Annotated in this window: 24 protein-coding genes; 8 read left to right on the plus strand and 16 right to left on the minus strand. The window is 72.3% G+C overall.

Features of this window, described 5'->3' with window-relative positions:
• Positions 1 to 262: 262 nt before the first annotated feature.
• Both WME95_RS07865 and WME95_RS07870 read left to right on the plus strand, forming a co-directional pair.
• The gene (locus tag WME95_RS07865) at positions 263 to 1,123 is read left to right on the plus strand and encodes a HipA family kinase (protein WP_437907795.1); all 861 of its coding nucleotides are present in this window, start codon (positions 263 to 265) and stop codon (positions 1,121 to 1,123) included.
• Positions 1,101 to 1,547 (plus strand): DUF3037 domain-containing protein, encoded by a 447-nt coding sequence (locus WME95_RS07870; protein WP_437907796.1) that lies wholly within the window; start codon positions 1,101 to 1,103, stop codon positions 1,545 to 1,547. Before WME95_RS07865 ends, WME95_RS07870 begins: the two co-directional genes overlap by 23 nt.
• Positions 1,548 to 1,597: 50 nt before the next feature.
• On the opposite strand, the gene WME95_RS07875 is transcribed toward WME95_RS07870, so the two are convergent.
• The 3 genes from WME95_RS07875 to WME95_RS07885 all read right to left on the minus strand — a co-directional run bounded on the left by WME95_RS07875 (position 1,598) and on the right by WME95_RS07885 (position 4,354).
• Positions 1,598 to 2,521 (minus strand): DUF808 domain-containing protein, encoded by a 924-nt coding sequence (locus WME95_RS07875; RefSeq protein WP_437907797.1) that lies wholly within the window; start codon positions 2,519 to 2,521, stop codon positions 1,598 to 1,600.
• A gap of 180 nt (positions 2,522 to 2,701) precedes the next feature.
• On the minus strand, positions 2,702 to 3,613 hold the full coding sequence (ylqF, locus tag WME95_RS07880) for a ribosome biogenesis GTPase YlqF (RefSeq protein WP_437907798.1): 912 nt from the start codon (positions 3,611 to 3,613) through the stop codon (positions 2,702 to 2,704).
• A gap of 30 nt (positions 3,614 to 3,643) precedes the next feature.
• Complete coding sequence (locus WME95_RS07885; protein WP_437907799.1) at positions 3,644 to 4,354, minus strand: DsbA family oxidoreductase; 711 nt, start codon at positions 4,352 to 4,354, stop codon at positions 3,644 to 3,646.
• Between the two features lie 224 nt (positions 4,355 to 4,578).
• On the opposite strand from WME95_RS07885, the gene WME95_RS07890 reads away from it, so the two are divergent.
• Positions 4,579 to 4,923: a hypothetical protein gene (locus WME95_RS07890; protein ID WP_437907801.1), complete on the plus strand. Its 345-nt coding sequence runs from the start codon at positions 4,579 to 4,581 to the stop codon at positions 4,921 to 4,923.
• Between the two features lie 132 nt (positions 4,924 to 5,055).
• The gene (locus tag WME95_RS07895) at positions 5,056 to 6,378 is read left to right on the plus strand and encodes a DUF6896 domain-containing protein (RefSeq protein ID WP_437910963.1); all 1,323 of its coding nucleotides are present in this window, start codon (positions 5,056 to 5,058) and stop codon (positions 6,376 to 6,378) included.
• Between the two features lie 204 nt (positions 6,379 to 6,582).
• On the opposite strand, the gene WME95_RS07900 is transcribed toward WME95_RS07895, so the two are convergent.
• The 4 genes from WME95_RS07900 to WME95_RS07915 all read right to left on the minus strand — a co-directional run bounded on the left by WME95_RS07900 (position 6,583) and on the right by WME95_RS07915 (position 11,906).
• A complete protein-coding gene (locus WME95_RS07900; RefSeq protein ID WP_437907802.1) occupies positions 6,583 to 7,293 on the minus strand; it encodes a GNAT family N-acetyltransferase in 711 nt (236 codons plus the stop codon).
• A gap of 73 nt (positions 7,294 to 7,366) precedes the next feature.
• Positions 7,367 to 9,061, minus strand: coding sequence for a rhomboid family intramembrane serine protease (locus tag WME95_RS07905; RefSeq protein WP_437907803.1), 1,695 nt, complete (start codon positions 9,059 to 9,061; stop codon positions 7,367 to 7,369).
• 140 nt (positions 9,062 to 9,201) lie between these two features.
• Positions 9,202 to 10,848: a serine/threonine-protein kinase gene (locus tag WME95_RS07910; RefSeq protein WP_437907804.1), complete on the minus strand. Its 1,647-nt coding sequence runs from the start codon at positions 10,846 to 10,848 to the stop codon at positions 9,202 to 9,204.
• 284 nt (positions 10,849 to 11,132) lie between these two features.
• Positions 11,133 to 11,906: an endonuclease/exonuclease/phosphatase family protein gene (locus WME95_RS07915; RefSeq protein WP_437910964.1), complete on the minus strand. Its 774-nt coding sequence runs from the start codon at positions 11,904 to 11,906 to the stop codon at positions 11,133 to 11,135.
• 62 nt (positions 11,907 to 11,968) lie between these two features.
• Here WME95_RS07915 and WME95_RS07920 point away from each other — a divergent pair, with 62 nt between their 5' ends.
• The 3 genes from WME95_RS07920 to WME95_RS07930 all read left to right on the plus strand — a co-directional run bounded on the left by WME95_RS07920 (position 11,969) and on the right by WME95_RS07930 (position 15,704).
• Positions 11,969 to 12,466: a GNAT family N-acetyltransferase gene (locus WME95_RS07920; RefSeq protein ID WP_437907805.1), complete on the plus strand. Its 498-nt coding sequence runs from the start codon at positions 11,969 to 11,971 to the stop codon at positions 12,464 to 12,466.
• A 478-nt stretch (positions 12,467 to 12,944) separates the two neighbouring features.
• Entirely contained in the window at positions 12,945 to 14,432 is a 1,488-nt protein-coding gene (locus WME95_RS07925) for an ATP-binding protein (RefSeq protein ID WP_437907806.1), read from the plus strand.
• Positions 14,433 to 14,585: 153 nt separating this feature from the next.
• On the plus strand, positions 14,586 to 15,704 hold the full coding sequence (locus WME95_RS07930; protein WP_437907807.1) for a DUF4185 domain-containing protein: 1,119 nt from the start codon (positions 14,586 to 14,588) through the stop codon (positions 15,702 to 15,704).
• A gap of 42 nt (positions 15,705 to 15,746) precedes the next feature.
• On the opposite strand, the gene WME95_RS07935 is transcribed toward WME95_RS07930, so the two are convergent.
• Positions 15,747 to 16,322, minus strand: a complete 576-nt coding sequence (locus tag WME95_RS07935) for a TetR/AcrR family transcriptional regulator (RefSeq protein ID WP_437550599.1) — start codon at positions 16,320 to 16,322, stop codon at positions 15,747 to 15,749.
• Between the two features lie 10 nt (positions 16,323 to 16,332).
• Positions 16,333 to 16,956, minus strand: a complete 624-nt coding sequence (locus tag WME95_RS07940) for a sugar O-acetyltransferase (protein WP_437907808.1) — start codon at positions 16,954 to 16,956, stop codon at positions 16,333 to 16,335.
• Positions 16,957 to 17,282: 326 nt separating this feature from the next.
• Here WME95_RS07940 and WME95_RS07945 point away from each other — a divergent pair, with 326 nt between their 5' ends.
• On the plus strand, positions 17,283 to 17,897 hold the full coding sequence (locus WME95_RS07945) for a hypothetical protein (RefSeq protein WP_437907809.1): 615 nt from the start codon (positions 17,283 to 17,285) through the stop codon (positions 17,895 to 17,897).
• Between the two features lie 35 nt (positions 17,898 to 17,932).
• Here the strand turns inward: WME95_RS07945 and WME95_RS07950 are convergent, their stop codons facing one another.
• The 7 genes from WME95_RS07950 to WME95_RS07980 all read right to left on the minus strand — a co-directional run bounded on the left by WME95_RS07950 (position 17,933) and on the right by WME95_RS07980 (position 26,617).
• Positions 17,933 to 19,501 carry an AbgT family transporter gene (locus WME95_RS07950; RefSeq protein WP_437907810.1) on the minus strand — a complete coding sequence of 523 codons (1,569 nt, stop codon included), beginning with the start codon at positions 19,499 to 19,501 and terminating at the stop codon, positions 17,933 to 17,935.
• Between the two features lie 149 nt (positions 19,502 to 19,650).
• Positions 19,651 to 20,946 carry a DUF58 domain-containing protein gene (locus WME95_RS07955; protein WP_437907811.1) on the minus strand — a complete coding sequence of 432 codons (1,296 nt, stop codon included), beginning with the start codon at positions 20,944 to 20,946 and terminating at the stop codon, positions 19,651 to 19,653.
• A gap of 5 nt (positions 20,947 to 20,951) precedes the next feature.
• On the minus strand, positions 20,952 to 21,917 hold the full coding sequence (locus WME95_RS07960) for an AAA family ATPase (RefSeq protein ID WP_437550606.1): 966 nt from the start codon (positions 21,915 to 21,917) through the stop codon (positions 20,952 to 20,954).
• Positions 21,914 to 23,989: a DUF4350 domain-containing protein gene (locus WME95_RS07965; RefSeq protein ID WP_437907813.1), complete on the minus strand. Its 2,076-nt coding sequence runs from the start codon at positions 23,987 to 23,989 to the stop codon at positions 21,914 to 21,916. The genes WME95_RS07960 and WME95_RS07965 overlap by 4 nt, the downstream gene beginning before the upstream one ends.
• A complete protein-coding gene (locus WME95_RS07970; RefSeq protein ID WP_437907814.1) occupies positions 23,986 to 24,783 on the minus strand; it encodes a hypothetical protein in 798 nt (265 codons plus the stop codon). The genes WME95_RS07965 and WME95_RS07970 overlap by 4 nt, the downstream gene beginning before the upstream one ends.
• Positions 24,780 to 25,760, minus strand: a complete 981-nt coding sequence (locus WME95_RS07975) for a stage II sporulation protein M (protein ID WP_437907815.1) — start codon at positions 25,758 to 25,760, stop codon at positions 24,780 to 24,782. The genes WME95_RS07970 and WME95_RS07975 overlap by 4 nt, the downstream gene beginning before the upstream one ends.
• A complete protein-coding gene (locus tag WME95_RS07980) occupies positions 25,757 to 26,617 on the minus strand; it encodes an RDD family protein (RefSeq protein ID WP_437907816.1) in 861 nt (286 codons plus the stop codon). The genes WME95_RS07975 and WME95_RS07980 overlap by 4 nt, the downstream gene beginning before the upstream one ends.
• Positions 26,618 to 26,624: the final 7 nt, after the last annotated feature.

Raw genomic sequence — 26,624 nt, forward strand, 5'->3', positions numbered from 1 at the left:
GCTCTCGCGCTGCTGCGTGGAGCGAGCGCCCGGGCCGCCTCATCGACCATCGAGGGCGCGCTCCCCTGCGCGCTCCAGCCCGACCCAGCTTCCCCGTCTCACGTAACCGCGGCGCGCCGGCGTACTTTGGCCGAAGGTGGCGCTTTTGAATCGCCAATCACGCCAAAGACGCCGAGAAAAACATAAAAATCATGGCGTCTTTGCGGCCCCATCCTTCCGGCGGGACGGGGAATTCCCCCGCCACCCGCCACGCTGCTGAAGCATGCTCCGAACTGTCCACACGACCCGCTACGTCACCCCGCTCCGCGAGGGCGGGTCGCTGCCGGCCCTCGTCGAGGCCGATGACGACGGGCTCTATGTCCTGAAGCTCCGCGGCGCCGGCCAGGGGCCGAAGGCGCTCATCGCGGAGCTCGTCGCCGGGGAGATCGGGCGCGCGCTCGGGCTCCCGGTGCCGGAGATCGTCTTCATGGAGCTCGACCCCGCCTTCGGGCGCGCCGAGCCGGATCCGGAGCTGTCGGACCTGCTCTCGGCGAGCGCCGGCCTGAACCTCGCCCTCGACTACCTGCCCGGATCGCTCGCCTTCCAGCCGCTCGCCGGCCCGGCGATCGACCCGGGGCTTGCGGCCTCCGTCGTCTGGTTCGACGCCTTCATGAGCAACGTGGACCGGACGCCCAAGAACCCCAACCTGCTCCTCTGGCACCGCCGCCTCTGGCTGATCGACCACGGCGCGGCGCTCTATGTCCACCACGCCTGGACCGACGCGACCGACCCGCGCGCCGACGCGGACGACCGCTTCCCGCTCGTCAAGAGCCATGTCCTGCTCCCGTTCGCGGGCGATCTCGCCGCGGCCGACGCCGCGCTGAGCGCCCGGCTCACGCCCGAGCGCATCGCGGGGATCGTCGCCGCGATCCCGGACGCGTGGCTGGCCGACCAGGACCCCCGCGCCCGGTCCTCGGGCGAGCGGTGGTCCGCGTTCTCGCCCGACGCGGTCGATGCCCCGCAGCCCGACGCCGCGCCGGTCGCGGCGCGGCGCGCGGCGTACGCCGCCTACCTGACCCACCGCCTCGCGTCGCCGCGGGGCTTCGTCGAGGAGGCGCTCGATGCAGCCCGTGCCCGCCGGTAGCCCTCCGGGCGCGCGCGACGTCGACGCCGCCGACCCGTTCGATTACGCCGTGCTGCGCGTGGTCCCGCGCGTGGAGCGCGGCGAGCGCGTCAACGTCGGGGTGGTCCTCTTCTGCCGCGCCCGGGGGTTCCTCGAGGCGCGCTTCGAGCCCGACGAGCGGCGCCTGCTCGCCCTCTGGCCCGACCTCGACCTGGAGGCGGTCCGCGGTCACCTCGACTTCATCCGCCGCGTCTGCGCCGCCGATCGGGCGTGCGGGTACGTCGCCGAGCTCCCCCAGGCCGAGCGCTTCGGCTGGGTGGTGTCCCCGGCGAGCACCGTCGTCCAGCCCTCGCGTGTCCACGCCGGCCTCGGCGCCGACCCGGCCGCGGCGCTCGACCGGCTGGTCGCGACGCTGGTGAGGCCAGCGCGCTCCGGACAGGGCTGATCGGCGCGGCGCGAGCCCGCGCTCCAGGCGGCGCGAGCCCGCGCTCCAGGTCAGTGGCCGTCCTTCTCGCGGTTCATCGCCTGCTTCACCGCGGTCACGACGCCCAGCACGACCGCGCCGGCCGCGACGCCGACGATCATGTTGGCGAGCGACGGCACCACGGCGCCGAGCACGGCGCCGGCGCCCTGGGTCATGTCCTCGATGTGGTGGTGCAGCCACGGCACGCCGTGCGTCAGGATGCCGCCGCCGACGAGGAACATCGCCGCCGTGCCGGCGACCGACAGGCCCTTCATCAGCCACGGCGCCGCCTTCAGGATGCCGCTGCCGAGCGACTGCTGGAGACCGCCGCTCTGGCGGCTCAGGTAGAGGCCGGCGTCGTCGAGCTTCACGATGCCGGCGACCAGGCCGTAGACGCCCACGGTCATGAGCAGGGCGATGCCGGTCAGCACGGCGACCTGCGTGCCGAACGGCGACGCCGCCACGGTGCCCAGCGTGATCGCGATGATCTCGGCCGACAGGATGAAGTCGGTGCGCACCGCGCCCTTGATCTTGTCCCTCTCGAACTCGACGAGGTCGATCTTCGGATCGGAGAGCGCCTGCACGAGCTCGGCGTGGTGGGCCTCGTCCTCGTGCTTGCTGTGCAGCACCTTGTGGGCGACCTTCTCGAAGCCCTCGTAACAGAGGAAGGCGCCGCCGACCATCAGCAGGGGCGTGACGGCCCAGGGCGCGAAGGCGCTGATCGCCAGCGCCGCCGGCACCAGGATGGCCTTGTTGAGCATCGAGCCCTTCGCCACGGCCAGCACGACAGGCAGCTCGCGGTCGGCGTTGACGCCCGTCACCTGCTGCGCGTTCAGCGCCAGATCGTCGCCCAGCACGCCGGCGGTCTTCTTGGCGGCCACCTTCGTCAGCACGGCAACGTCGTCCAGCACGGTGGCGATGTCGTCGATCAGGGCGAGCAGGCTGCTTCCGGCCATGGAGTGAGGTCCTCGTCGGGTGAATGGGGGTGGAGCGTGGGGAGCGTGGCGAACGTCACGGGCGGCGCCGCACCGCAGCCGTCGCGGTGGGCATGGTAGCGGGCGTCGGCGGCCTTCGGGTCGAAGATCCTGGGCGCCCGCGTCGATCGGCCGGTCTGGCCGCCGGCGCCGTGCTTCGGCTCACGCGCTCTCTTCGATCCCCGACGGCGACTCCAGCCCCGGCGGCTCTTCCAGGCTGATGCGCCCGAGCCGGCCGGCGCGGAAGTCGTGGACCAGGATGTCCGACGCCTTGTGCAGGTCCACCGAGCCGCCGCTGCGCAGGCAGCCGCGGCGGCGGCCGATCTCCTCGATCAGCGCGGCGGCCGTCTCCGGCAGCTCCTTCAGCTTGTAGCGGGCGGCGAGGAGCTCGGGGTAGCGCCGCAGGAAGTACCCCGCCGCGAACAGGGCGACGCTCTGGTAATCGATGGCCGTGTCGGGGATCGCCCCGCCCACGGCCAGGCGGAACGAGGCCGCCTCGTCGTCGATCTTGGGCCAGAGGATCCCCGGGTTGTCGGAGATGGCCATGCCGGTCTTCAAGGTGACGAGCTGCTGGCTCTTCGTGACCGCGGGCTCGTCGCCGACCTTGGCCACCTTGCGCTCCATGAGCGCGTTGATGAGCGTCGATTTGCCGACGTTGGGGATCCCCACGATCATGGCCCGCACCACCTTGCCGGGGCCGTTCTTGGGGGGCGCGAGGCGCTTGCAGAGCTCCGGGATCCGGCGCCGCGCCTCGGACGACTGGCTCGCGGAGATCGCGATCGCGAGCACCTGGCCCCCCGGCGAGGCGCCGCGCTCGGCCTCGTCAGGCGGCGCGGCGTTCTCCGCCTCGAAGTAGCGGAGCCACGCCGTGGTGACGGCCGGGTCCGCCAGATCGCTCTTGTTCAGGACCTTGATGCACGGCTTCTGGCCGCGCAGCTCGGCCAGGACGGGGTTCTCGCTGGCCAGCGGCATCCGGGCGTCGAGCACCTCGATGACGACGTCCTGCGACGGCATCGACTCGGCGATCGAGCGCCGAGCCTTGGTCATGTGGCCTGGATACCATTGGATCGACATCCGCCGCGGAGCTCTATCACGCCCGGCGGGTCACGCGCACCCGTCCGGGCCGCAGGCCGCCCCCTCGGCGAGCGCCTGCTCGGGCGCGCCGGCCGCCTCGTCCCACGCCTTCTGGAGCACGCCGAGGAGGGCCTCGGCCGGCTGCGCGCCGGAGACGCCGTACCGCCCGCCGAACGCGAAGAAGGGGACGCCCGTGATGCCGATCGCGCGCGCCTCGTCCTCGTCGGCCCGCACCTCGCGCGCATGGGCGTCGCTCGCGAGCGACGCGCGGGCCTCCTCCGGGTCGAGCCCCGCCTCGCCGGCGAGGCGCGCGAGCACCTCCGGCTCGCCGATGGCCTCGCCCTCGGTCATGTAGCCGCGGAGCAGCCGCTCCTTCACCGCGTCCTGCACGCCGCGCTCGGCCGCGAGGTGGAGCACGCGGTGCGCGTCGAAGGTGTTGCCGGGCCGGACCTTGTCGAAGCGGAGATCGAGGCCGTCCGCCGCGCCCACCTCGGTCATCTGGCGGATCATCGCCTCGGCCTTGGCGACGGGCACGCCGTACTTCTTCGCGAGGCGCCCGGCGTAGGAGACCTCGGTGCCCTGCACGCGCTTCGCCGAGGGGTCGAGCTCGAACGCGCGCCAGACGACCTCGACGGCATCCCGGTGAGGGAACCTGGCGAGCGCGGCCTCGAGCCGGCGCTTGCCGACGTAGCACCACGGGCACGCGATGTCGGACCAGACATCGACACGGAGCTTCTTCATGGCGGTCAAGGTAGGGCCGCGCGGCGCCTCCGGCCAGGCGGCGTGCGTCGCGGGCGGGAGGGGCGCCGGCGCGGCGGTCGGGGAGGGGCCGAGCTCGCCGGGGAGAGCCGAGTGGAGCGCCGAGCCCTCCCGTGGTTGCTCGCCAGTGCGAGGCGGATACCTCCGCGGTGGCATCTGAGGTCCGGCGTAAGGGGGGAGTGGGAAATTGGATGAGGAGAGGCGTGATGGACATTGAGAGGCTCTTGGTCGATTTCTACAACGGTGCCCACGTGCTCGATGTCGTCGCCGCGTGGGCTCATGCGGTCGGGAATCGACAGAAGATTCTTGATGATCTCGCTTCGTTCGAGGGCGCATACGAGCAGCTCGTCGAGCTTCACGCGGCGGGAAAACTCGGCGTCGGAACGGCCGATTTTTCAGCCGGGAACCTCGAAATCGTCAGGCGGATCAACCAGCTGATCGAGCCGGGGTTGGACAGTGTCGAGGTGCGTCAAGCGGCTCAAGAAAACCATGCTTTGGCTGAGCGATGCGCGCGAGCGTTGAAAGGAGGTGATGTGTCGCCCGCTGAATGAGCCTTGCCGCGCAAGCCCAGCCGCGTCACGACGACGCCTGTGCATCCCGTCCTCGTCGCAGCTCGCGCCGCCCTGGGCGCGGGCCCGGTCACCGCGGCTCCGCCTCCTGACCCGTGGCACGCGTGGCTCCTCGTGGCGCTCGCGCGGCAGGTCGATCGGCAGCGCTGGCTGGTACGTGTCCAGCGTGAGCGCCTCTCTCATGCCTCCCGCCGTGGCGACGTACCGGGCATGCCGGGCTGGAAGTTCTACTTTCACGGCATCGGCCTCTGCTTGACCGCACCCGACGGCGAGACGATCGACGTCGACGATCACGGCGATGACGGCCTCACGATCGATCCTTGGTTCTTCACGCAGCGCATGCTGAGCCTCCCTGACCCCGCGCTCCCCGAGCGGCGCCTGCTCGCATTCCTTCCGACCGCTGACGCCATGGCCGCCGCGATCGGCGAGCTCACCCGGGAGGGTCTGCTCGTCCGCAACGAGCATCGGCACGTCTTCCGCGTCGTCCCTGAGATCGAGGAGAACGCCGGGGCGTTCGCCGCGATAGACTTCTCCGACGCGTCCCTCCGCGCTCGCTGGGCGGAGCACCTCGGCGATCACGAGATGCTCGCCGTCGAGCGGCCCTCGGCGGCCACCCAGGCGCGAGCCGCCGCGCAGCGCGACGCCTACAAGCGGTACTTGCTCGCGGGGATCGCGAGCGAGGCGACGGCGCGCGCGTTCATCGAGCCCCTCGAGGCAGCGCTCGATCCGGCGGAGTTCGTCGATGTGTGCTCGGGGCTTATCGACGCGTCGGTGAACACGACCTCTGGGCGCGCGATCGAGCGGCTCGACGTACACCCGGACTACCCCGTTTGCCCGGCGGTAGCCAGGCTGCTCACCCGCGCGGATCCGGCGCTGCATCACCCCTACGCCGTGCACGCCGCGGCCCGGTACCTGCTGCGCCGCGGGATCGAGCGCGAGCGCGCGGTCGAGGTGGTGCTGGCGTTCGCGCGCGTCGAGGTCGTCGCCGGCTACCTGGGCAACCCGTTCCTCGGCGAGCTTGCCCTGCTGCTCCTCGAGCACGCACCTCCGCACGCGCTCGCCGCGCTCCGCCGGGGGCTGCGATCGAGCACGCCCGCGGTCCGGACGGACGTCGCCGCGGCGCTCGCGGCGCTCGGTCAGGCGTGGTGCCTTCGAGAGCTCCTGCTCGCGCTGGACGACGCGGCCACGTTCGAGGAATCGGCCTCCGTGCGGGCCGCGCTCTCGTGGATCGGGTCGGGCGAGGCGCGCGCGGCGGTGAGGTACTGGACGCAGACCCACGTTCTGCGGACGACGGAGGGCCCGGGTCATGGATGGGAGGAGATCCAGGAGGCCTTCGCCGATGAGTCGCTCGAGTACGAGATCGACGAACGTCGCGCCTGGGCCGACGCGATCCGACCAGGGATCGATCCGGACTTCGACCGCGTGGTGTGGGGATGAAATGCAGGTGATGGGGAATTCCCCCATCCAGCCGGAATGATGGAGCCGCCAAGACGCCACAAGACGCCAAGAAAAATAATAATCTTGGCGTCTTATGGCGCCTCATGGCGTCTTGTGGCGTCCTCGCGGTTCAAAAGACTCCACCTTCGGTACCCCACCACCGGGCGACGCGGCGCCGCCTCGCCGTCGCCCGGTCACCCCCGCTTACCGCCGCTCCCCCGCGCCCATCAGCGCGGAGAGGCTCTGCCGCTGGCGGCCCGCGCCGTCGAAGTTCGATGGATCGAGCCAGCGCTCGAACGCCGCCTTCGCCGCCGGCCATTCCTTGTCGATGATCGCGTGCCACGCGGTGTCGCGGTTGCGCCCCTTGATCACCATGGCTTGCCGGAACACGCCTTCGAACCGGAACCCGAGCCTCGCCGCCGCCGCCCGCGAGGGCGCGTTGAGCGCGTCGCACTTCCACTCGTAGCGCCGGTAGCCGAGCTCGTCGAACGCCCGTCGCATCATCAGGTACATCGCCTCCGTCGCCGCAGGCGTCCTCTGAAGGAGCGGTGAATACCTGAGGTGTCCGACCTCGATGACGCCGCTCTGGGGGTCGATCCGCAGGTACGCCGCGACGCCGACCGCCCGTCCGGTCGCCGCGTCGATGATCGCATGGAACAGCGGATCGTCGCCCAGGCACGTGGCATCCATCCAGGCGCGGTAGTCCGAGAGGGTCGCGAAGGGCCCATAGGGCAGGTAGGTCCAGCCCCGCCCCTCCGCGTCCGCGAGGTTGGCCGCATGGAGGTCCGCCGCGTGCCTCTCGGGGTCGATCGGCTCGAGTCGGCACGTGCGCCCGAGCAGGATCTCGCGCGGCGGCAGCGGCCGCGGCGTCCAGCCGGGGAGGGGGTGGCCGATCGGCTGCATCAGAGAATTCATGTGCTCCACGGGATCGCTCTCTCCGCAAGGTGGTTTGCTCACGGCGCCGGCCGCGGGCGCCGCCCGCCGGGTGTTACTGCGCCACGATCGTCGCCGCCACCTTGTCCTCGATCCCTTCCCACGTCGCCGGCCGATCCGCCGTCGAGTAGGCCTGGAGCATCACCTCGCGGTCCCCGAGCACCACGACGTAGCTCACCATCTGCACGCCGTTCTTGAGCCCGTTCTTGACCCTCACCGCCGGCCGCCCGCCCAGCATGATGCGCGCCGCCGGGCCCTTCGTGACGGTGTTCGCCGGCCGTTGCTCGTCGAGCACCTTGCGCTCCTGCTCGAGGAGGGCGTCCAGCTGATCGGGCGGCACCGCGCCCTCGAGCGGGAAGACCGCGACCTGGAACACGACGGGCGTCCGGGGCAGCTGCCCGTACGTGTGGAAGCGGACGCCGGACAGCTCCTCGACCGACGCGGCGCTCGCGAGCGCCTCCGGCAGGTCCAGGGCGACGCCCGTGTCCGCGACCGCGGTGCGCGCCAGCGCCGGCGGCGCGCGGAGCTCCCACGGGCGGCCGGCGGTGAACGCCGTCGCCACGGACAGCGCCATCGCAGCGGCCGTCAGGGCGGCCGCCGCCGTGAGGAGGGGGCGCGGCCTCGGCTCGGCGTCCGCCGCGCGCTCGCGCCGGTCCACGGGCGTGAGGCCCCGGGGGAGGACGGTGACGACGAGCGCGAAGCCGACGACGCCGCCGCCCAGGTGCGCGAGCAGGTCGACGCCGGGCTGAAAGCTGTAGACGAGGTTGAGCCCGAGCGGCAGCCACGCGCGGCTGCGCATCTGCGCGATCATCGCGGGGGGCAGGAGCCCGTGCGGCCGGAGCGCGACGCCGATGCCGGCCGTCATGAGGCCCCAGATCGCGCCCGACGCGCCGACGCTCCACCGCTCCTCCAGCATCGCGCTCGCGAGCGACCCGCCGAGCGCCGAGGCCCCGTAGAGCAGGAGGAAGCGCCGCGGGCCGAAGAGCGCCTCGAGCATCGGGCCGAAGGACCACAGCGCCAGCATGTTGACGAAGAGGTGCATCGGGTCGGCGTGCAGGAACGCCGACGCGAGGAGCCGGTAGAGGTGCCCTTGACGCACCGCCTCGCCGCTGTTGGCGCCCATGCGCCACAGCGCCGCCTCGTGGGTGCCCGAGCCGAAGGCGTAGCTCACGGCGAGCAGCACGGCGCACGCGATCATGAGCGTCGCCGTGACGCGGCGGCTGCCCCTCAGCCTGTCGACGATCGCGCGCTCCTGCTGCGCCAGCGCCTGCCCCTCGGCGAGCGCCTCGGCGAGCGCGTCAGGATCGAGCGGGCCCGCCTCGGCGAGGCGCTCGTGGGCCCGCTCGAGGGCCGGCAGGGCCTGCCCCTTCACGCGCGCGAGCCCGCCCGCCGCGTCGAGGTGGTGGAAGCCCATCGGCACGGGCTGCACGAACGGCGCGACCTTGGCGAGCGCGGCCTGGCCCGGGGCAGCGCCGCCGCCCACCAGCACGACGTGCGTCGGCGGCCCGCCGGGCTTCACCGCCTTCACGAGCGGCTCGAGCAGGGCGTGGAGCTCGTCGGCCGAGGGGTCCCCCGGCGCCGTGACGAGCGCGATCTGGAGGGGCGCCGACCTGCCCGCGAGGAACGCCAGGACCGGGTCGCAGCGGAGCAGCACGAGGGCGTCCGGCCCGCGGAGCAGCGCGGCGAGCAGGCGGTCGCGTCGCGCCGCCGCGTCGTCCCCGGGCGCACGGTCCATGATCGGCAGATCCACCACGCTCGCTCCTCCTCCTGCTTCCCCCTCCCGCGGGAGGTCGCGCGGCGAGCGTAGCCGAAAGGCGGCGCGCGCAGCACGGCGGAGCGCGCCCGGCGAGCTGCCGCGCTCGTCCCGGGCCTTCGCGCCCGGCCTCCTCGCTAGGGCATGTGCGACGCCCGCGCCGCGTGCGCCGCCACCTCGCGGCGGAGGGCCTCCGTGACCCCCGGCAGCTCCCTGTGCCAGTCCCGCGTCGGGCGGTTGCGCATCAGCCAGGCGACGGCGTCGTCCATGGTGCTGAACACCTCGTAACGCAGCCGCGAGCGGCTCAGCAGGATGAACTCGATGGCCACGTTGCGCACGAGCGACGCCTTGAAGCCGTGGCCCTCGAACACGAGCGCGGCGCACATCCCGTGGGCCGCGAGCTCCCTGGAGAGCTCCGCGAGCGAGCTCCGGACCTCCCGCCCCGCCGGGACGGTGTTCTCCTCGAGGATGACCAGCGTCGCCTGCAGCTCGCTGCCGCGCTCGCGCAGGATGCTCCGGACCTCGCTCACCGCGGCCGCCGTGGTGTGCCGGCGCCAGATCTGGAAGAGGAGGCCCTTCCAGGTGGCGACGCAGTGATCTTCGTCCAGCGCGTGGAGGAAAGGCCTCGTCGCCCTGCTTCCCCCCTCGCTTCGCGGCGGCGAGCTCGCAGGCGGCGCGGGATCGTCGTGATCCCGGAGCGGCGGGGCCGCGAGCGGGCTGTTGAAGCAGGCGGCGACGGGGGCGGGCGGCCTCGCCGTGACCATGCCGGCCGGGGAGGCCTCGGGCGGAGGGAGCGAGCTGCGGCGACGCGCCGCCGCGGCGCCGGACGACGCCTCCGGCGGCGGGAGCGAAATGCGGCGGCGCGACGCCGGCGCGGTCGACGCCGGCGCGGTCGGCGCCACGCGCGCGGCGCCGTCGAGGAGGCGATCGAGGACAGGGCACATCGCGGACGCGCTGGTGAAGCGGGCGAGGGGGTCGCGCTCGACACAGCGAGAGAACCAGGCGTCGAATCCGGCGAAGAAGGGCGGCAGTCCGAGCTCTCCCGCGCGCCGGCTCGCGGTGGGGATGGGCGCGAACAGGATTTCCCGGAGCAGCGCCGGGAGGTCTCGGCCCTGCCAGAAGGGCTTGCCCGTGAGGGCGAAGAACGCGACGAGCCCATAGGCCCAGACGTCGCTCTGGGGGAGCGCCCCCTGGCTCTCGCGCGCTTGCTCGGGGGCCATCCAGAGGGGCGTGCCGACGGCGGCCGTCAGCGAGGCGCGCGCGTCGGCGATGATCTTGGCGATGCCGAAATCGAGGAGCTTGACCCGCGGCGCGGCGCCGTCGCCGGCTTCCTCCAGAAAGACGTTCTCGGGCTTGAGATCGCGGTGAACGATGCCCGCGCCGTGCGCGTCCTCGAGCGCGCGTCCCAGCTGCCCGAGGACGCGGCGCGCCTCCGCGATCGGGAGCGGGCCTGCCCGCTCGACGCAGGCCGAGAGGGTCTCGCCCTGGAGGAGCTCCATCGCGAGGTAAGGCAGGCCCGTCACGCCGTCGACGCCGGCGATCAGCACCTCGACGATGTGCGGCGACCCGATGAGCCCAGGAGCTCGCGCCTCTCGCTCGAAGCGGCGGCGCTCCTCGGGGTCGACGGCGCGCACCGGGTGCATGACCTTCACGGCGCGCTGGCGCGCGGTGCTGTGCTGGCGGCAGAGATAGACGCTGCCCGTGCCGCCCGAGCCGAGCGTGCGCACGACCTCGAAGTCGCCGCCGATGATGCTGCCAGCTTGCAGGCCGTAGGGTGAATCCATGGCGCGGACCGAAGCGTTTGCGTAACGGATGCGTAACGGAGCGCCCCGCGCGGGTCGCGCGCGATACCGCCGATTCAATCATGTTGTCGGCCGATGGCGAGCCGAAGACATCGCATCGTGTGCTGTTCCAGTGGCGTCGTCCCGGTCCGACCCGGTCACACCGGCGCTCCGTCCATGGCTCGCGCGCTGCCGCCACCGCGCTCGCCGTGAGGATTGCTGAGCGAACGGTGCCTCGCTGTTGCAGTTGCAGAGGCGTGGACGGATCGTCCACGCGGCGCGCGGTGTCAGGAGAGCTCGGCGACGACCGCGTGGTGGTCGGACGCGGCGCCGACGTCGATGACGTCGGCCAGCGCGAGCCGGCCGGCGAGCCGCGGCGACAGCAGCACGTAGTCGGTCCGCGTCTCCACCTGCGCGCCGTTGCGCCCGCGCAGCGCGGTGAACCAGCGCGAGGAGCGCGGCCTCAGGAGCAGGGCGTCGGCCCAGCCGAACGCCTCGATCGCATCCATCGTGTCGAACCGCGGCGGGCTGCCGTACTTCTCGATGCCGGCCGCCGCGAGGCGCGCGCCGAGGTCCGCGGGGTAGGGGTCGCGGCGCGACAGCGCGTTGAGGTCGCCGGCGAGCGCCCAGAGGCCCGAGGCGAACCGGGCGGGCGGCACGAGAGAGAGCAGCCAGTGGGCCTCGGTGAGCCGGCGATCCTCGCTTCCGGCGTTGAGGTGGGTGCCGAGCACCACGAGCGGCTCGCCGCCCAGCGAGAGCTCGACCTCGACGAGGCAGTGCGCCAGCGCCTCGGGCGCGTGCACGCGCGCGCCGGCGAGCGGCGCCCGGCTGACGACGGCGACGTGGTTGCGCCTCCCGTTCGGGCGCGGGTTGGCGTTGCCCAGGACGGCGTGCCGCTCGCCGGCGGGCGCGCCGATCGCCTCGGCGACGGCCCGGAGCCGGGCGCCGTCCTCCCAGCCCACGCACTCCTGGAGGACGAGCAGATCGGGGCGCGCGGCGGCGACGATCGCGAGGATCGCCTCGAACCGATCCTCGCCGCCGAAGAGGATGTTGAAGGTCATGATCTTCACGGTCCGATCAGGCTAGCTCCTCCGAGGCCGGGGCGTCTGCGCGGAGCAGCGCGGTGACGCCAGAGCGCGCGCTGAATCGGGTGGACGCAGCGCCCGAGACGGCGCACGAAGCGGGCATGGCCGGCGACGTCCTCCGGATCCGCAGCGACTCGCCGCTCTACGCCGGCGCGCTCCGCCTCCGGCGCGAGGTCTTCATCGTCGAGCAGTCCGTGCCCGAGGACATCGAGATGGACGAGCTCGACCCCGTCGCGCGGCACTTCGTCGTCCTCGACGGCGGCGAGGTCGTCGCGACGATGCGGATCGTGCCGTACGAGGGCGCGCTCAAGGTCGGCCGCGTCGCCGTCAGGAGAGACCTTCGCGGCGCGGGCCTCGGGCGGCGGCTGATGGAGGAGGCGATCCGCGTCGCCGGGGCCGAGGGCGCGCGCGCGCTGGTCCTGAACGCCCAGGTCGCTGCAGCGGCGTTCTACCGCAAGCTCGGCTTCGTCGAGGAGGGGCCGATCTTCGACGAGGCGGGGATCCCGCACACGAGGATGGTCCGGCGGATGGCCTGAACCGGCGGGTGCTGGGGATAGAGTAGAAGTTCGGCCGAGGATGGCGACGGCCCTCTGCGTGCTCGGCGCGCCACAGCAGATCGCGACCTCTGCCGTCCCATGCGCGGCCGGACGGCCCCCGCCGTTTTGCCTGGGCTGCCCCTGTACGTATCGCAGACCCGAAGATGCCAAAAAGACTCGTGGAGCGCGGTGCTGGGAGGCGTGACGAGAAAGCAGCGTGTGCCTTCTAGCGCACGTTGCGCATCGCGGTGTTCGAAGACAATCTACCTGATCAATGATGTCGAAAGCGGGCGGGCGAAGCCCCGGACTGGCTGGGCCTGGCTGCCCGCGCGAAGGCCCTGCTTCAGCTCTGATCGGCTGGATTGGGATCGTCCCACGAGCCGCGTGCGCCATCACCGTCGTGACCGCTGCTGCCGTCCTGGTGGGCTGGTGGCTCGATGTTCAGACTCTCAAGAGTGTTCATCCGACCTTCGTGACCATGAAGGCGAACACGGCGCTGGCGTTCCTTGCCGCCGCCGCGTCGCTGTGGCTCCACTGCCGCGCGGGATCGCGCCTGTGGACGCGCCGGCTTTCGCGGGCGTGCGCCGGCGGGGTCGCTGTCGTCGGGTTGCTCACGTTCCTGGAATACGCGCTGAACCGGCCGCTCCATATCGATCAAATTCTCTTCCGGGAGGGGCCGGGCGCCGTCGGCACCCCTCACCTCGGGAGGATGGCTATCACGACGGCCATCTGCTTTGTCCTCGTCGGCTCGGCGCTGTGGCTCCTCGACGCGAAGGCCCGGCGCGTGCGCCGGCTTTTTTCGGCGCTCGTCGTGCTGATCGCGCTGTTCGGGCAGCTGGTGGTGCTCGGATATGTGCTCGGGGTCGGGTACCTTTATGGCGTCGGGGCGACGACCGAGGTCGCGTTGCATACGGCGCTGCTCTTTCTGGTGCTGTCTGCCGGCGTCCTGTGTGCGCGGCCCGAGCTGAGCGGCGTCGAGCTGTTGACGAGCGCGGGGGCCGGCGGCGCGATGGCGCGCCGCCTGATTCTCGCCGCGTTCGGCGCGCCATTCGTCCTCGGCTGGGTGATCGTGGAGGGGCGGAAGCTCGGCCTCTACGATTCGGCGTTCGAGTCGTCGCTCCTCGTCATCGGCTGCATCGTCCTCATCGTGCGCCACATCTGGAAGAGCGCTGCCGCGCTGGAATGCATCGACCGGGATCGGGGGAGGGCCGTAGAAGATCGCGGCCGACTCGCTCTCCGTGAGGAGGCCGCGCAGGCTGCCGTCCGGGAGAGAGACGAGTTCCTCTCCATCGCGTCCCACGAGCTCAGAACGCCCATCGCCGCGCTCCAGCTCACGCTGCAGGCGCTGGAGCGCAGGCTCGGAGGCGACGAGTCAGCGACCCTCCGGCACGACCGCACCGTCCGGGCGGTGGAGGGGAGCCTTCGGCAGGTCGCGCGGCTGACGCGGCTCGTCGAGCAGCTGCTCGATCTGTCGCGCATCAAGGCGGGTCGTCTCAAGCTCGAGCCCGAGGGGGTCAATCTCGTCGAGGTGGTGCGTCAGGCCGTCGAGCCCCTCCAGGGGGTGCTGGCGCAGGCGGGCTGCTCGCTGTCTCTGCGCGTCGAGCGCGAGATCCTCGGTCGCTGGGATGCGCTGCGGATCGAGCAGGTGGTGACGAACCTCGTGTCCAACGCGCTGAAGTACGGCGCGAACGCTCCCGTCGAGCTCAGCGCACAGCGGCGTGGGGACACGGCCGTGATCGCGGTGCGCGATCATGGAATCGGCATCGCTCCAGAGAACGCGGCGCGGATCTTCGAGCGGTTCGAGCGCGCTGTCTCGTCGCGCGACTACGCCGGGGTGGGCATCGGCCTCTTCATCGCCAGGCAGATCGTCGAGGCTCACGGCGGCTCGATCCGGGTCGAGAGCGCGCTCGGCGTGGGGTCGACCTTCGTCGTCGAGCTGCCCATCGAGCACGTGTGGGCTCGCTGAAGGCAACGCGATCCCAGCCGGAGCTGAAGCGGTCGCCGGCCGAGCGACGCGAGCCGAAGCGGACGAAGTCGGTCGTCGAGGACGATGTCGAGCGGAGCGCCAGGCGGGTCGATCGGCTCGATGCGCCGCCCGCTGTCGTGGGAGGATGGCGTGATGCGCTCCACACGCCGATCCCTCACGCTCTCCCGTTCTGTCCCCATCGTCCTCGCGCACCTGGTCGTCGCGGCGTGTGGCGGGGAGCCGGGTCCAGGCGTCGAGTCCGCCGAGGAGATCGGCGTCATCGAGAAGAGCTCATGGATCGAAGGGCGCGACGGTGGAGACAGCGCTGTCGCGTGGGGCAAGTCGGTCTGGGTCTACGGCGATACCGTCCTCACGCAGGCTGACGAGGCCGGGACCAACTGGCACCATAACTCGTTCGACATCTCGGACGATCTCGACGCGTCCGACGGCATCGGTGGCTTCTCGTCCCCGGCCGACGGCGCGGGGGCGCCGGGGTATTTCATCGCGCCCACCGCGGACGAGCAGGCGTTCAACGACGCTCACGCCGGCGACGACTGCGCCGAGGCGCCGTGCGGCGCCCGCTGGGCGGTGTGGCCCGGGGCGCCGGTGTTCGATGCGGCGCGCGACCGCGCCTTGATCCCCTATGGCCTCATCTACGCGGAGCCGGGCGACTTCAACTTCCGCGGCGTGGGCCAGTCGTTCGCGATCTGGGAGGGCCTCGACGAGGCGCCGGTGCGGCCGATCGTGGACGCGAGCGCGGAGCACCCCGACCTTCTCTTCGGGGAGGGCGAGCCCGGCTGGGGTGCCGCGCTGGTCGCCCACGGCGACGACCTGTACACCTTCGCGTGCGACGGCAGCCTGTCCAAGCCGTGCCGCCTCGCGCGCGTGCCGCTCGAGACGCCCCTCGATCGAGGCGCCTTCCGCTACTTCGACGGCGATGGCTGGAGCGACGACGCCGGGGATGCCGCGGAGCTGTTCGACGGCGCGCCCATCATGTCCGTCTCGTACTGTGAGCACCTCGGGGCGTGGCTCGCGGTCTACTCGCCCCCGTTCGAGCACCGGATCGTGGCGCGCACCGCCCCGGACCTCACCGGCCCATGGTCGGACGAGGCCACCCTCTATACGGCCCCCGAGGAGCGCGCGCCGTACGACCCGGTTCACCACGCGGAGTACGAGGAGGACGGCGGCCGGGTGCAGTACATCACCTACTCGCGGCCGACGACCGGCTGGTTCGGGTCGGAGTTCGCGCTCGTCCGCGTCGTGCTGAAGTGACGAGCGAGCGCTCGCCCCTGACGGGCAATCTCCTGCGGGAGCTCAGCGGGTGAAGCGGCGGATGGCGTGCCGGATCTGCTCGGGCGCCATGGGATCCGTCGACAGGGCGCTGTGGAGCACGAGGCCCTCGATCAGCGCGTCGAGCTCCCGCGCGGTCACCGGGTCGAAGTGGAGCTCCAGCGCGCGCCGGCTCCGCAGCATCCAGGCCTGGGTGACGGCGCGCAGCGCGGGCCTCCGGGCGGCGGCGACATAGAGCTCGACGCTGAGCACCAGGTCGCGCTCCGAGCCGAGCAGGGCCGTGGTGAGGTGCTCGACGAGGAGCTCGACCGCGGCCCCGCGGTCGCACGCGGCGCGCATCTGCTCCTCGAAGCGGGCGGCCATGTCGTCCGCGTGCCGGGTGAACGCCGCGGCGAGCAGCTCGTCGATCGAGGCGAAGTGGTACGTGGTCGAGCCGAGCGGCACGTCGGCGGCCCGGGCGATCGAGCGGTGGGACGCGCCGGCGACGCCCTGCTCGGCGATCACGTCGAGCGCGGTCGCCAGGAGCCGCTCCCGGCGCCCTGGGTCGTGGCGGCGGGCCCGCCGCGCGGGGGCGGCGCGCCTCGCCCTGGCGGCGCTCATCGGGCCTCCGTCACCCTCGCGCCCCGCCCGGCGCCTGCGCGGCCCCCGCGGCGTGCGCGACGTCGAGCGCGCGGATCACGCGGGCGGGGTTCCCGACCGCGATCACGTTGGCCGGCAGGTCGCGCGTCACGACGGAGCCCGCGCCGACCACGGTGTTGTCGCCGATCGTCACCCCCGGAAGCACGATGGCGCCGCCGCCGATCCACACGTTGTTCCCGATCGTGATGGGCTTCGCCGCCTCCCATTTCTGCCGCCGGGGCTCGGGCTCCACCGGGTGCGTCGGCGTCAGCAGCTGCACGTTCGGGCCCATCTGCACGTCGTCGCCGATCGTGATCGGCGCGACGTCGAGCGCGACCAGCCCGAAGTTCGCGAAGCAGCGCGCCCCGAAGGTGATGCGCGAGCCGTAGTCCACGTAGAACGGCGGGCGGATCTCGGTGCCCTCGCCGATCGCGCCGAGCAGCTGCTCCAGCAAGCGGCGGCGCAGCGGGCGCTGCCGTACCGACGTCGCGTTGTACGCCGCCATGAGATCGAGCGCAGCCGCGCTCTGCTCGGCGATCTCGGGATCGTCGGCGATGTAGAGGTCGCCAGCGAGCATCCGCTCGCGCATGGACCGGGGATCGTGAGGGGTCGACATATGGACGAGTGTACACTCTATAGGAACGGGTGTCCACATCGGCGGCCGGGACGGATGCGTCAGCGTTCAGGCGAGGAGCGCGAGTGCAGCCAGCCAGCCAGCCTGCGCCTGCCTGGCGAACGACCCTGCTGCGATGTTCCATCAAACCATGTGCGCAGGACGAGCCGGCGGACGCGGCGCTCGCTCACACGAGCGGCGCACGGGTGTGCCACGACGTCGGCATCCTCTGGCGCCCGGATCGGGTCGGCCGGCAGAGGAGCGCCACGAGCTGCTCGGATTCCCGTGCAACTGGCCGCCTGGTACACGGCTTGTTAATCGCTCTGCCCATGTCAGGAACCGCCTTTATTCACGTTCGTGGTAGTTTTTTGCTGGTGCTCGCCGCGCTTTATGGCTGTGGCGGAGAGAGCTCCAACGCCGAAAGCGGATCGGGGGGCAGCGGAGGCGCGGGCGCCGGAGCGACGTCCGGATCCGGCGGCAGCTTGGATGGCAGCGGCGGCTCGGGCGGCGCGACCACCGGAGGCTCGACGACCGGCGGCGCGACCACCAGCGGGGCCGGCGGACCGCCCCCGACCGCGCTTTGCCCGGAGGCCATTCCGGCGCCCGAGGCGGAGTGCCGGCAGCAAAACGGCCCCTCCTGTTTCTATGGCGATTGCGAAGATGGCCAGCGTACGGTCGCGACCTGCCTGGCATCGGGGTGGACGCTCGAGACGCGACCCTGCGCCGCGTTTGCCTGTACCGGCAGCCAGGAGTGCATGCCCGGCGAGATCTGCTCGGTGATCCAGGGCGGCGCCTTCTTGGGGACGTGCATCGCCAATCCCTGCGGAGCTGGCCCTGTCACCTGCGAATGTGCCGACCCGGGCTGTCCCGCGTGCCGCGTCGACGATTCCTCGGGCGGCATCACCGTCACCTGCAACACCTGTCCGGGCGGCGGTTGCCCGTGAGGGCGCTCCCTCGCCGCTTCAACGCGCCGGATTCATCAGGGGTAGACATAGGGCGCGTCCAGCCCGAGCGGGAGCCCGAGCTGCCAGTACGCGAGCAGGAACAGCGTCCAGGCGACGAGGAAGCTCACCGAGTAAGGGACCATCAGCGCAACCAGCGTGCCGATCCCCGTGCCCTTCACGTACTTCTGGCAGAAGACAACGACGAGCGGGAAATACACCATCAGCGGCGAGATGATGTTCGTCGTCGAGTCCCCGATCCGGTACGCCGCCTGCGTGAGCTCCGGCGAGATGCCGAGCGACATGAGCATCGGCACGAGGATCGGGGCGAGCAGCGCCCATTTCGCCGACGCGGATCCGATGAGGATGTTGGTGAGCGCCGTGAGCAGGATCACGCCCACGATGGTCACCGCGCTCGGGAGCGCCAGTGCCTGCAGCCCCGCGGCGCCCTTCAGCGCGAGGAGCGCGCCGAGGTTCGAGCGGTTGAAGAGGTAGATGAACTGCGCGGCGAAGAAGGCCATGACCAGGTAATAGGCCATCGTGCTCATCGTCTTGCTCATGCCGTCGATGACGTCGCGGTGGCTCGTGAACGCGCCGGCCGCATAGCCGTAGACGAGCCCCGGGACGAGGAAGAAGAGGAAGATGAGCGGCACGATCGCGCTCATGAGCGGCGCGCCGCTGACCGTGAGCTGCCCGCTCGGCGCGCGCAGCGGCGACGAGGCGGGCGCGCTCGCCGCGACCAGCAGCGCGACCCCGGCCGCCATCGACGCGAGGGCCAGCCAGAGCGCGCGCGCCTCGCGGGGCGTGAGCGCCGCCGTCATGCGCTGCTCCGCCTCGGGCGCGGTGTCCACGGGCGTCCGGGCGACGCGCGGCTCGATCACGCGGTCGGTGATGTACCAGCCGACCGCGACGATCACGAGGCAGGAGGCGCTGCAGAAGAACCAGTTGCAGAGCGGGTTCACGGTGCGCTTCGGGTCGAGGATGCTCGCGCCGGCCTGCGTGAGGCCCTGCAGCAGCGGGTCGAGGCTCGACGGGATGAAGTTCGCGCTGAAGCCGCCCGACACGCCCGCGAACGCCGCGGCGATGCCCGCGAGCGGGTGCCGGCCGGCGGCCTGGAAGATGACGCCGCCGAGCGGGATGACGAGCACGTACCCCGCGTCCGCCGCGGTGTGGCTCGCGATGGCCACGAGGATCAGCATCGGCGTGAGCAGCACCCTCGGCGTGACGGCGAGGACCTTCTTCAGGCCGGCGTTGATGAACCCCGAGCGCTCGGCGATGCCGACCCCGAGCAGGGCCACGAGCACAACGCCGAGCGGCGGGAAGCCCGTGAACGTCTGCACCATGGTCGAGAGGAACTCGGTGATGGCCTTGCCCGAGAGCTGGCTGTGGACCACGAGCGGCTGCTTCGTGCGCGGGTCGATCTCGCTGAACTGGAGCGTCGCGAGCGCCGCGGAGAGGACCACGACCACGGCGGCCAGCAGGACGAAGAGCACCGCCGGATCAGGCAGCTTGTTGCCGGCGCGCTCCAGCGCGTCGAGGACGCGGCTCGCCCCGCGGAGCTCGGCGCGGGGCAGGGGAGGGGACTGCTCGGGTTGCTCGCTGGGCATGTGCTCATCTTAAAGCGATCTCCCCGCGAAGCGTGACGCGCTGAACCGTGATCGGTCGCTCGGGCCGGCGCCGGTGTGCTCGTGCAGGAGCAATGGATCAGCGCCGATTGCTGCTGGAGCAGCAATCGGCGCGAGGGCCGCCCCGCAGATCAGAGCAAATGGCGCGCTTTGATCTCGAGATACCGGTTGATGAGCTGCCCGGTGAGCTGCCCGGGCGCGACGTCGAGCACCAGCGCGCCCTGGTTCTTGAGGTCGCGCACGAGCCGATCGCGGAAGCTCGAGAGCTCGGCGGCGGCGCCGCGCGTGTACGGGTCGGCGTCGCCGCCCTCGACCAGCGCGTCGATCTCCACGTCCCGCAGCAGCACCATGAGCGGGAGGTGGCGCGGCATCACCCCGCGCATCAGGCGGAGCAGCTCGCTCGCGGCGACGTCGTCGACGACCTGCGTGAAGAGCACGATCAGGCTCCGCTTGCGCACGCGCAGGCCCACGTGCTGGAACGCCGCGCCGTAGTTGGTCTCGACGAGCTCGGGGTAGAGGTCATAGCCCGCGGAGAGCACGTGCTTGGCCGCGCCCGCGCCGCTCACCGGGGGCGCGTAGCTCTTGATGCCGTCGGCGAAGGCGAGCAGGCCCACGCGGTCGCCGCCGCGCGCGGCGACGTGCGAGAGCATCAAGCTCGCGTTGAGCGCGTGATCGAAGAGCGAGAGCCCCTGCGTCTGCGCCGTCATCAGGCGGCCCGCGTCGAGGAGGAAGAGGAGGTTCTGGTTGCTCTCGAGCTGGTACTCGCGGCTGATGATCTTCTTCTGCCGCGCGGTCGCCTTCCAGTCGATGGAGCGGAACTCGTCGCCGCGGCGGTACTCGCGCAGGCGCTCGAACTCGCTCTCGCCGCCGCGCTTGCGCGAGGCGCGCAGCGCCGACGGATCGCGATCCTGGCGCGCCATGAGCTCGAAGGTGCGCACGGCCTGCACGTCGGGGTACACCTTGACCGGCGTCTCGGCCGGCACCGTGACCTGCCGGATCCAGAGGCCGAACGGCGAGAGGTAGCGCACGTGGTGATCGCCGATCGTGTGCGCGCCGCGGCGGGTGGGGCGCACGTGGTAGCGGGCCGTCGCGCGCTCCCTGGGCGGGAGCTCGAGCTTCACGGGCAGGTCGTCGCTCTCGGCGTGATCGAAGAGATCGTCGGCGACCTCGATCGACAGCTTGCGGCGCGAGAGCGAGCGGATCTCGAGCGTGATCAGGTTCGGGCGCCCGATGGAGAGCACCGCGGGGGCGTGGCGCTTCACCGTCACGAGCGGCCTCCGCGCGAGGAGCGCGTCGATCGCGGCCCAGAGCGCGATGCCCGCGTCCGCGGCGAGCATGGGCAGGAGCAGCGTGCGATCGACGAGCGTCGCCACCGCGAGCCCGAGGGGCACGATCGCGAGCAGCACGAGGGCGCGCGAGGGGATCATCGCGCTCAGGCCGCCGTCTTCGGCACCTTGGCCTCGCGGAGGATGTCGTCGACGCAGTCGTCGGCGCTCACGCCCTCGATCTCGGCGTCGGGGTGCAGGATGAGCCGGTGGCGCAGGATCGCGGGCGCGAGCGCCTTCACGTCGTCGGGGATGACGTACTCGCGGCCCTCGCTCGCGGCCATGGCGCGCGCGACCGCGAGCAGGCCGATCGACGCGCGCGGCGAGGCGCCGAGGTAGACCGAGCGGTGCACGCGGCTCCGGCCGACGATGTCGGCGATGTACTCGATGATGCCGTCGTCCACGCGGATCTGCGCGAGCCCCTCGCGCATCTCCACGAGCTCGGCGGCGGTGGCGATGCGCTGGATCTCGAAGCGATCGAGGCGCGCCGCGTGGAAGCCGTTGACGTGGTTCTTGAGGATCAGCCGCTCGACCGCCTGCGAGGGGTGCTTGACGTTGACCTGGATCAAGAAGCGATCGAGCTGGGCCTCGGGGAGCGGGTAGGTGCCCTGCGACTCGATGGGGTTCTGCGTGGCGATGACGAAGAACGGATCCGGCAGCGCGCGCGTGATGCCGTCGGAGGTGACCGCGAGATCCTGCATCGCCTCGAGCAGCGCGCTCTGCGTCTTGGCGGGCGCGCGGTTGATCTCGTCGGCGAGGAGGAGCTGCGTGAAGATCGGCCCCTCGTGGAAGACGAAGCGGTCCTCCTTCTGGTTGAAGACGTTGCCGCCGGTGACGTCGCTCGGCATCAGATCGGGCGTGAACTGGATGCGCTTGAACGTGGCGCCGAGCACGTGCCCGAGGGTGCGCACGAGCAGCGTCTTGCCGAGGCCGGGCACGCCCTCGATGAGCACGTGACCGCCGGCGAGGACGGCGACGAGCGTGTGCAGGATGAGATCGTCCTGGCCGAGGAGCACCTTGCCGGCCTCGCGGCGGAGGAGATCGAAGCGATCGCGGAATTCAATCGGGTTCATGTCGTCTTTCGATCGGAGGTTCGCTGACCGGTCGCGTCGAGGAAGCCCTGGAGCTCGCGCACGAGCTCGAGATCGGCGGCGGCGTCGTCGCGCGCGCGAGGCGAGGGCCGCGCGCCGCGCGCGCTCTGCGGCCCGCGGAGCGACGAGGCGGGCGCGGCGTCCTCGCGGGCGCCGGAGGCCTCGACCAGCACGCGCATCACCTCGGCCTCGGGGCGGCCGGTGCGGGCGGCGATCGCCTCGGCGAGCGGGATGAGGCCCCGCCGGCCGGACTTGTGCACGCGCTCGCGCAGGCGATCGAGCGCCCAGCTCGCGTAGAGGCCCGCGGCGTGGCGCGAGGCGCGCGCGCGCCGGTAGGCGAGGCCGAGCGCGCGCGCGTGATCGGCGAAGGCGCGCCGGCCCGCGGCGGGCGGATCGCGGAGGCGCGCGAAGGCGCTGCCCTTCCAGAGGTAGAGCAGCGCGAGGAGCAGGAAGAGCTGCGCGATCACGGGCCAGAGGTTCGCCTCGCGCACGGCCTCGAAGGGCGTCTCGGCGCCGACGCCGGTCCACTCGTCGACGATCTCGACCTCGGTCGCGTACGGCGCGAACCGGAGCAGATCGAGGAAGAGCTGCGCGTTGTCGGGGGCCGCGAGCGAGACGTTCGACACGAGGCGATCGTCCGCGACGACGACGACCTTGCCCTCGCCGAGGCGGCGGACGACGCCCGCGGTCGAGGACGATTCGCCCCGGAAGATCATGTAGAGGTCCTCGGGCTCCTCGCCGTTCGCCTCGACGAGGCGCTTGCCGGGCGGGAGCGAGGCGCGGAGCCCGCGCGACCAGTCCGCGGCGAGCGCCGTCGACGTCTCGGCGTCCTGTACCACGCGCAGGCCGAGCTCGACCTCGTCGGGCAGGCGCGGGAGCCCGGCGAGGAAGAGCGTGCCGCCCTTGCCGCTCACCCACGCGAACAGGTCCTTCCACGTCGCGTCGTCGATCGCCGCGCCCGGCAGCACCACCAGCGCGAGCGCGCGATCGGGCGCCGTGAGCGCCTCGCCGCGGCGCCGCGCCTTGAAGCCCTGCTCCTTGAGCACCTCGAGCACCGCCTGGGTGCCCGAGGGCGACCGATCGCCGCCGCCCTCGTCGCCGCCGCCGTGCGGCGTGCAGGAGAGCGCGGCGGAGAGGCCGAAGGCGGCGAGCGCGAGCGCGAGCGCGCGGCTCACGAGCGGGACGACGCGGTCCATCACCGCGCGGAAGATCGGCTCGGAGGGCGGCGTGACGCCGAACTGCACGCCCTCCACGTCGCGCACGATCGATCGCATCGCGCCCTTGAGATCGGGCCGCTCGCGCAGGCTGCGCACGTAGTCGCCGTTCGTGCGAGAGGGGTGGATCTCGATGAGACCATCCCCGTCGAGGCGGCGCAGGAGCGCGGCGTACGCGTCGTCGATCGCGCGCGCGTGGTCGCCGCGGGCCGCGTGGCTGCGCGCGCGCGCGAGCAGGCGCTGCACATCGGTCTCGACCTCGCGCCGCGCCGTCTCCTCGGGCGTGGGGCCGCGCGCGGGCGCCCTCTCCTCCTTGGCCTCGTCGGCGGGCCCGCGATCGCGGAGCAGGTTCTTCAGCAGCGCGTGGATCACCCCCCCGAAGAAGACGACGAGCAGGCCGATGAAGAGCGCCGACGCGAAGAAGCTCATCCCCGAGAGATCGACGCGCATGTCGGGCCAGGGGCGGCGGCGCTCGTCCTCGGTCGGGCCGCGATCGGTCGGCGCGCCGCCCGCGGGGTGTTTGCCGGACGCGTCCCGGCCGCCGCGGCCGCCGCGGCCGGACCCGGCCGATCGCGAGACCTCGACCGGGGGCAGCTTGCACGCGGCGGGGAGCTCCGGGCACACGTCGCTCGATCCGGCGATGATCGGGCACCACGCGTGCTCCTCGGGCGTGAGCGGGTAGTCGTCCTCGTGGCAGAAGCGATAGCGATCGTCCTCGAGGACGTCGCGCACGTCCCAGTGAACATTCTCTTCCACGTCCTCCGCCCGGGCGTCCCGCGCGAGCGGCGCGCCGGCGGAGAGCGCGACGAGGGCGGCGAAGAGGCGCGCGCGGCGGCTCACGCGGCGGCCCTCTTCTCGCCTTCGCGCGCGGCGATCGCGAGGAAGCGGAGCTGGATGTCCCAGCCGTCGGCGCGCGTGCGCGCGTCGATGTAGTGGAGGAAGCGCGCGGTCGCGACGTACGGGATGCCCGCGAAGAAGCCCGCGAGCGCGAAGGGCGAGCCGCCGTCGTCGACGAGCGCGCCGAACGGCTTGCCGAGCTGGAGGATCGCGTCGACGAGCGACTGGCCGAGCAGCTCCGCCGTGAGCGCGACGCCGGCCTGCGCGAGGAGCAGCGCGATCAGCGCGCCCAGGACCGCGGCGACGCGGCCGCTGACGAAGCGGCTGCTGCGCTGGATGGCGTCGCCGGCGTCCGCGGCCTCGAGCAAGCTGGCCTCGTGCACGAAGACGAGGCGCGGCCAGGCGAGGGGGAGGCCGAGGAACATCGGGAGCGCGGCCGCGGCGAGCAGGAGGCGGCTCAAGAAGAGCATCCACAGGTACGACCAGAGGCGCGCCCTGAACAGGCGGAGCACCTGGCCCGCGCCGAGCTCCTCCGAGAAGAGCAGGCGCCCCACCGCGACCGTGAACACGCCCTGCGCGACGCCGCCGAGCGCGATCGCGACGCCCCACACCGCGAGCCACGACCAGCCCGCCGCATACCGCAGCGCGAGGCAGCCGGCGAGCATCGGGAGGAAGAGGATCGCCGAGAGCCGCGCGTAGAGGCCGAGCGCGCGCGACATGGAGAGGCGGCAGGCGAGATCGAGGATCTCGGAGAGCGGGCGCGGGCGCAGCACGATCGCGGAGGCGCCGAGGTTCATCGCGAGGCCTCCTTCGCGGGGCGACCCGCGAGCGCGAGGTAGAGGACGATGAGCAGCGAGGAGACGCCCGAGGCCGCCCACTTCACCGGCGGGGGGAGCCCCGAGGGGGACCAGAAGCCCTCGATCCCCGCGGCGATCAGCAGCATCGCCGCCGCGCCGAGGATCTGGCGCACGATCGACGGCGCCGCGCGGCGCAGCGAGCCGACGCGCGTGCGGCCGCGCGTCTCGACGAGCGCGTAGCCCATCTCGAGCCCCGCGCCGCCGGCGATCACGATCGCGGTGAGCTCGAAGGGCGCGTGGCTGCACATGAACGTCCAGATGTTGCCGCCGTGGCCCACGCTCATCACGTGGCCGACGACGGTGCCGGTGAAGAGGCCGTTGTAGATGAGGAAGAAGATGCTGCCCGCGCCGAAGAGCACGCCGGTGGCGAAGCAGCGGAAGGCGATGCCGACGTTGTTGAAGACGTAGAACCCCGCCATGCCCGTGTCGGTGCCCGTGTCGCGCCCGTTGAGGCCCTCGCTGTACATCTGGGCCATGCCCTGGAGCACCGGGCTCGGGAGCACGTGGGTGGCGAACTCGTCGGAGGCGAGCGCGCCCGCGATGCCGACGAGCGAGGGGAGGAAGAAGAGCGCGCAGGCGATCGCGAAGAAGCGGCCGTTCGCGCGCAATGCGCGCGGGAAATCGCGGGTGAAGAAGGAGACGATGTCGGGGAGGCGGAAGGGCTCCGCGCCGTAGAGCGCCGCGTGCGCGCGCGCGGCGAGCGCGTCGAGGTACGCGGTGAGATCGGGCGTGTAGCGCGCCGCGCGCGCGCGCATCAGATCGGTGCAGAGCGAGCGGTAGAGCGCGGCGAGGCGCGAGATGGCGGCGCCGTCCTTCTTCGCGAGCGAGCCGCTGTCGTGGAGCAGGAGGCCATCGAGCTCCTGCCAGTCCGGCCTGCGGGCCGCGACGAACTCGTCCTGGGAGCGGGCGCCGATCACGCGCTCACCTCCTTCTTGCGCTTGCGGCGGGGCCTGGGGGCGCTCGCGGCCTCCTCCTGGCCGCCGCGGTGCGCGTGCGCGCGGTGGTGGAGGACGCCGAGGAAGCGCGTGGCGTCCTTGTAGCGGACGCCCATGCGCCGCGCGAACACGGGCGCGGTCATCTCCGCGAGCTCGCTCGCGCGCGCGGGCGAGAGGCGATCGAGGCGGCGGAGGAAGAGCTCGATGGCGTCGAGCTCCTCGCCGGAGAGCGGGAGGCGCGCGGGCAGGCTCGAGAGCTCCGCGGGGCTCGGCGGCGGCCGGAGGACGAGCGGGCCGGCGACCGTGTGGCGCGCCTCGACGATCACGAGGGTGCCGCCCACGAGATCGCCGAGGCGGCGGAAGCGCGGATCACGGCCCATGACGGCGAGGCCGACCGCGTACGTGCCGAGGAACGAGAGCGGATCGATGAACGGGGGGAGGAGATCCGCGGCGCGCAGCAGGTTGCGCAGCAGGCTGTCCCCGAAGCGGAGCGGCTGGCCGCCGTCGGTGACGACGCGCAGCGAGAGGGCGCGCTTGCCGGGCGTGCAGCCGCCCCAGAGGGTCTCGAAGAAGACATAATACCCCCACTCGATCGCGAAGAGGACCAGCAGCACGAAGCCCGTCGACGCCCCGCGCAGCGCTGGCCCCACGGCGACGCCGCCGACCGCGGCGAGCATCCCGATCGCGAAGACGATGACGCCGCGCACCAGCAGATCGATGAGGTACGCGAGCGCGCGCCGCGCCGGGCCCGCGATCTGGTGGCGGAACCGCACGTGCTCCGGCGTCTCGATCTCGGCGCTCGTGTCGAGCGGTTCGCGGAGCGTCTCGCGGTGGATCATGCGGCGA

This window comes from Sorangium sp. So ce327 (assembly GCF_051530205.1).
In the GTDB taxonomy this organism is placed as follows: domain Bacteria; phylum Myxococcota_A; class Polyangia; order Polyangiales; family Polyangiaceae; genus Sorangium; species Sorangium cellulosum_B.

Coding starts and splice junctions, on each gene's coding strand:
- WME95_RS07930 (WP_437907807.1), top strand. CDS start 14,586: ATGCGCTCCACACGCCGATCCCTCACGCTCTCCCGTTCTGTCCCCATC.
- WME95_RS07970 (WP_437907814.1), bottom strand. CDS start 24,783: ATGAACCTCGGCGCCTCCGCGATCGTGCTGCGCCCGCGCCCGCTCTCC.
- WME95_RS07945 (WP_437907809.1), top strand. CDS start 17,283: ATGTCAGGAACCGCCTTTATTCACGTTCGTGGTAGTTTTTTGCTGGTG.
- WME95_RS07870 (WP_437907796.1), top strand. CDS start 1,101: ATGCAGCCCGTGCCCGCCGGTAGCCCTCCGGGCGCGCGCGACGTCGAC.
- WME95_RS07925 (WP_437907806.1), top strand. CDS start 12,945: ATGAAGGCGAACACGGCGCTGGCGTTCCTTGCCGCCGCCGCGTCGCTG.
- WME95_RS07940 (WP_437907808.1), bottom strand. CDS start 16,956: ATGTCGACCCCTCACGATCCCCGGTCCATGCGCGAGCGGATGCTCGCT.
- WME95_RS07885 (WP_437907799.1), bottom strand. CDS start 4,354: ATGAAGAAGCTCCGTGTCGATGTCTGGTCCGACATCGCGTGCCCGTGG.
- WME95_RS07955 (WP_437907811.1), bottom strand. CDS start 20,946: ATGATCCCCTCGCGCGCCCTCGTGCTGCTCGCGATCGTGCCCCTCGGG.
- ylqF (WP_437907798.1), bottom strand. CDS start 3,613: ATGTCGATCCAATGGTATCCAGGCCACATGACCAAGGCTCGGCGCTCG.
- WME95_RS07900 (WP_437907802.1), bottom strand. CDS start 7,293: ATGAATTCTCTGATGCAGCCGATCGGCCACCCCCTCCCCGGCTGGACG.
- WME95_RS07910 (WP_437907804.1), bottom strand. CDS start 10,848: ATGGATTCACCCTACGGCCTGCAAGCTGGCAGCATCATCGGCGGCGAC.
- WME95_RS07980 (WP_437907816.1), bottom strand. CDS start 26,617: ATGATCCACCGCGAGACGCTCCGCGAACCGCTCGACACGAGCGCCGAG.
- WME95_RS07935 (WP_437550599.1), bottom strand. CDS start 16,322: ATGAGCGCCGCCAGGGCGAGGCGCGCCGCCCCCGCGCGGCGGGCCCGC.
- WME95_RS07890 (WP_437907801.1), top strand. CDS start 4,579: ATGGACATTGAGAGGCTCTTGGTCGATTTCTACAACGGTGCCCACGTG.
- WME95_RS07915 (WP_437910964.1), bottom strand. CDS start 11,906: ATGACCTTCAACATCCTCTTCGGCGGCGAGGATCGGTTCGAGGCGATC.
- WME95_RS07950 (WP_437907810.1), bottom strand. CDS start 19,501: ATGCCCAGCGAGCAACCCGAGCAGTCCCCTCCCCTGCCCCGCGCCGAG.
- WME95_RS07865 (WP_437907795.1), top strand. CDS start 263: ATGCTCCGAACTGTCCACACGACCCGCTACGTCACCCCGCTCCGCGAG.
- WME95_RS07875 (WP_437907797.1), bottom strand. CDS start 2,521: ATGGCCGGAAGCAGCCTGCTCGCCCTGATCGACGACATCGCCACCGTG.
- WME95_RS07960 (WP_437550606.1), bottom strand. CDS start 21,917: ATGAACCCGATTGAATTCCGCGATCGCTTCGATCTCCTCCGCCGCGAG.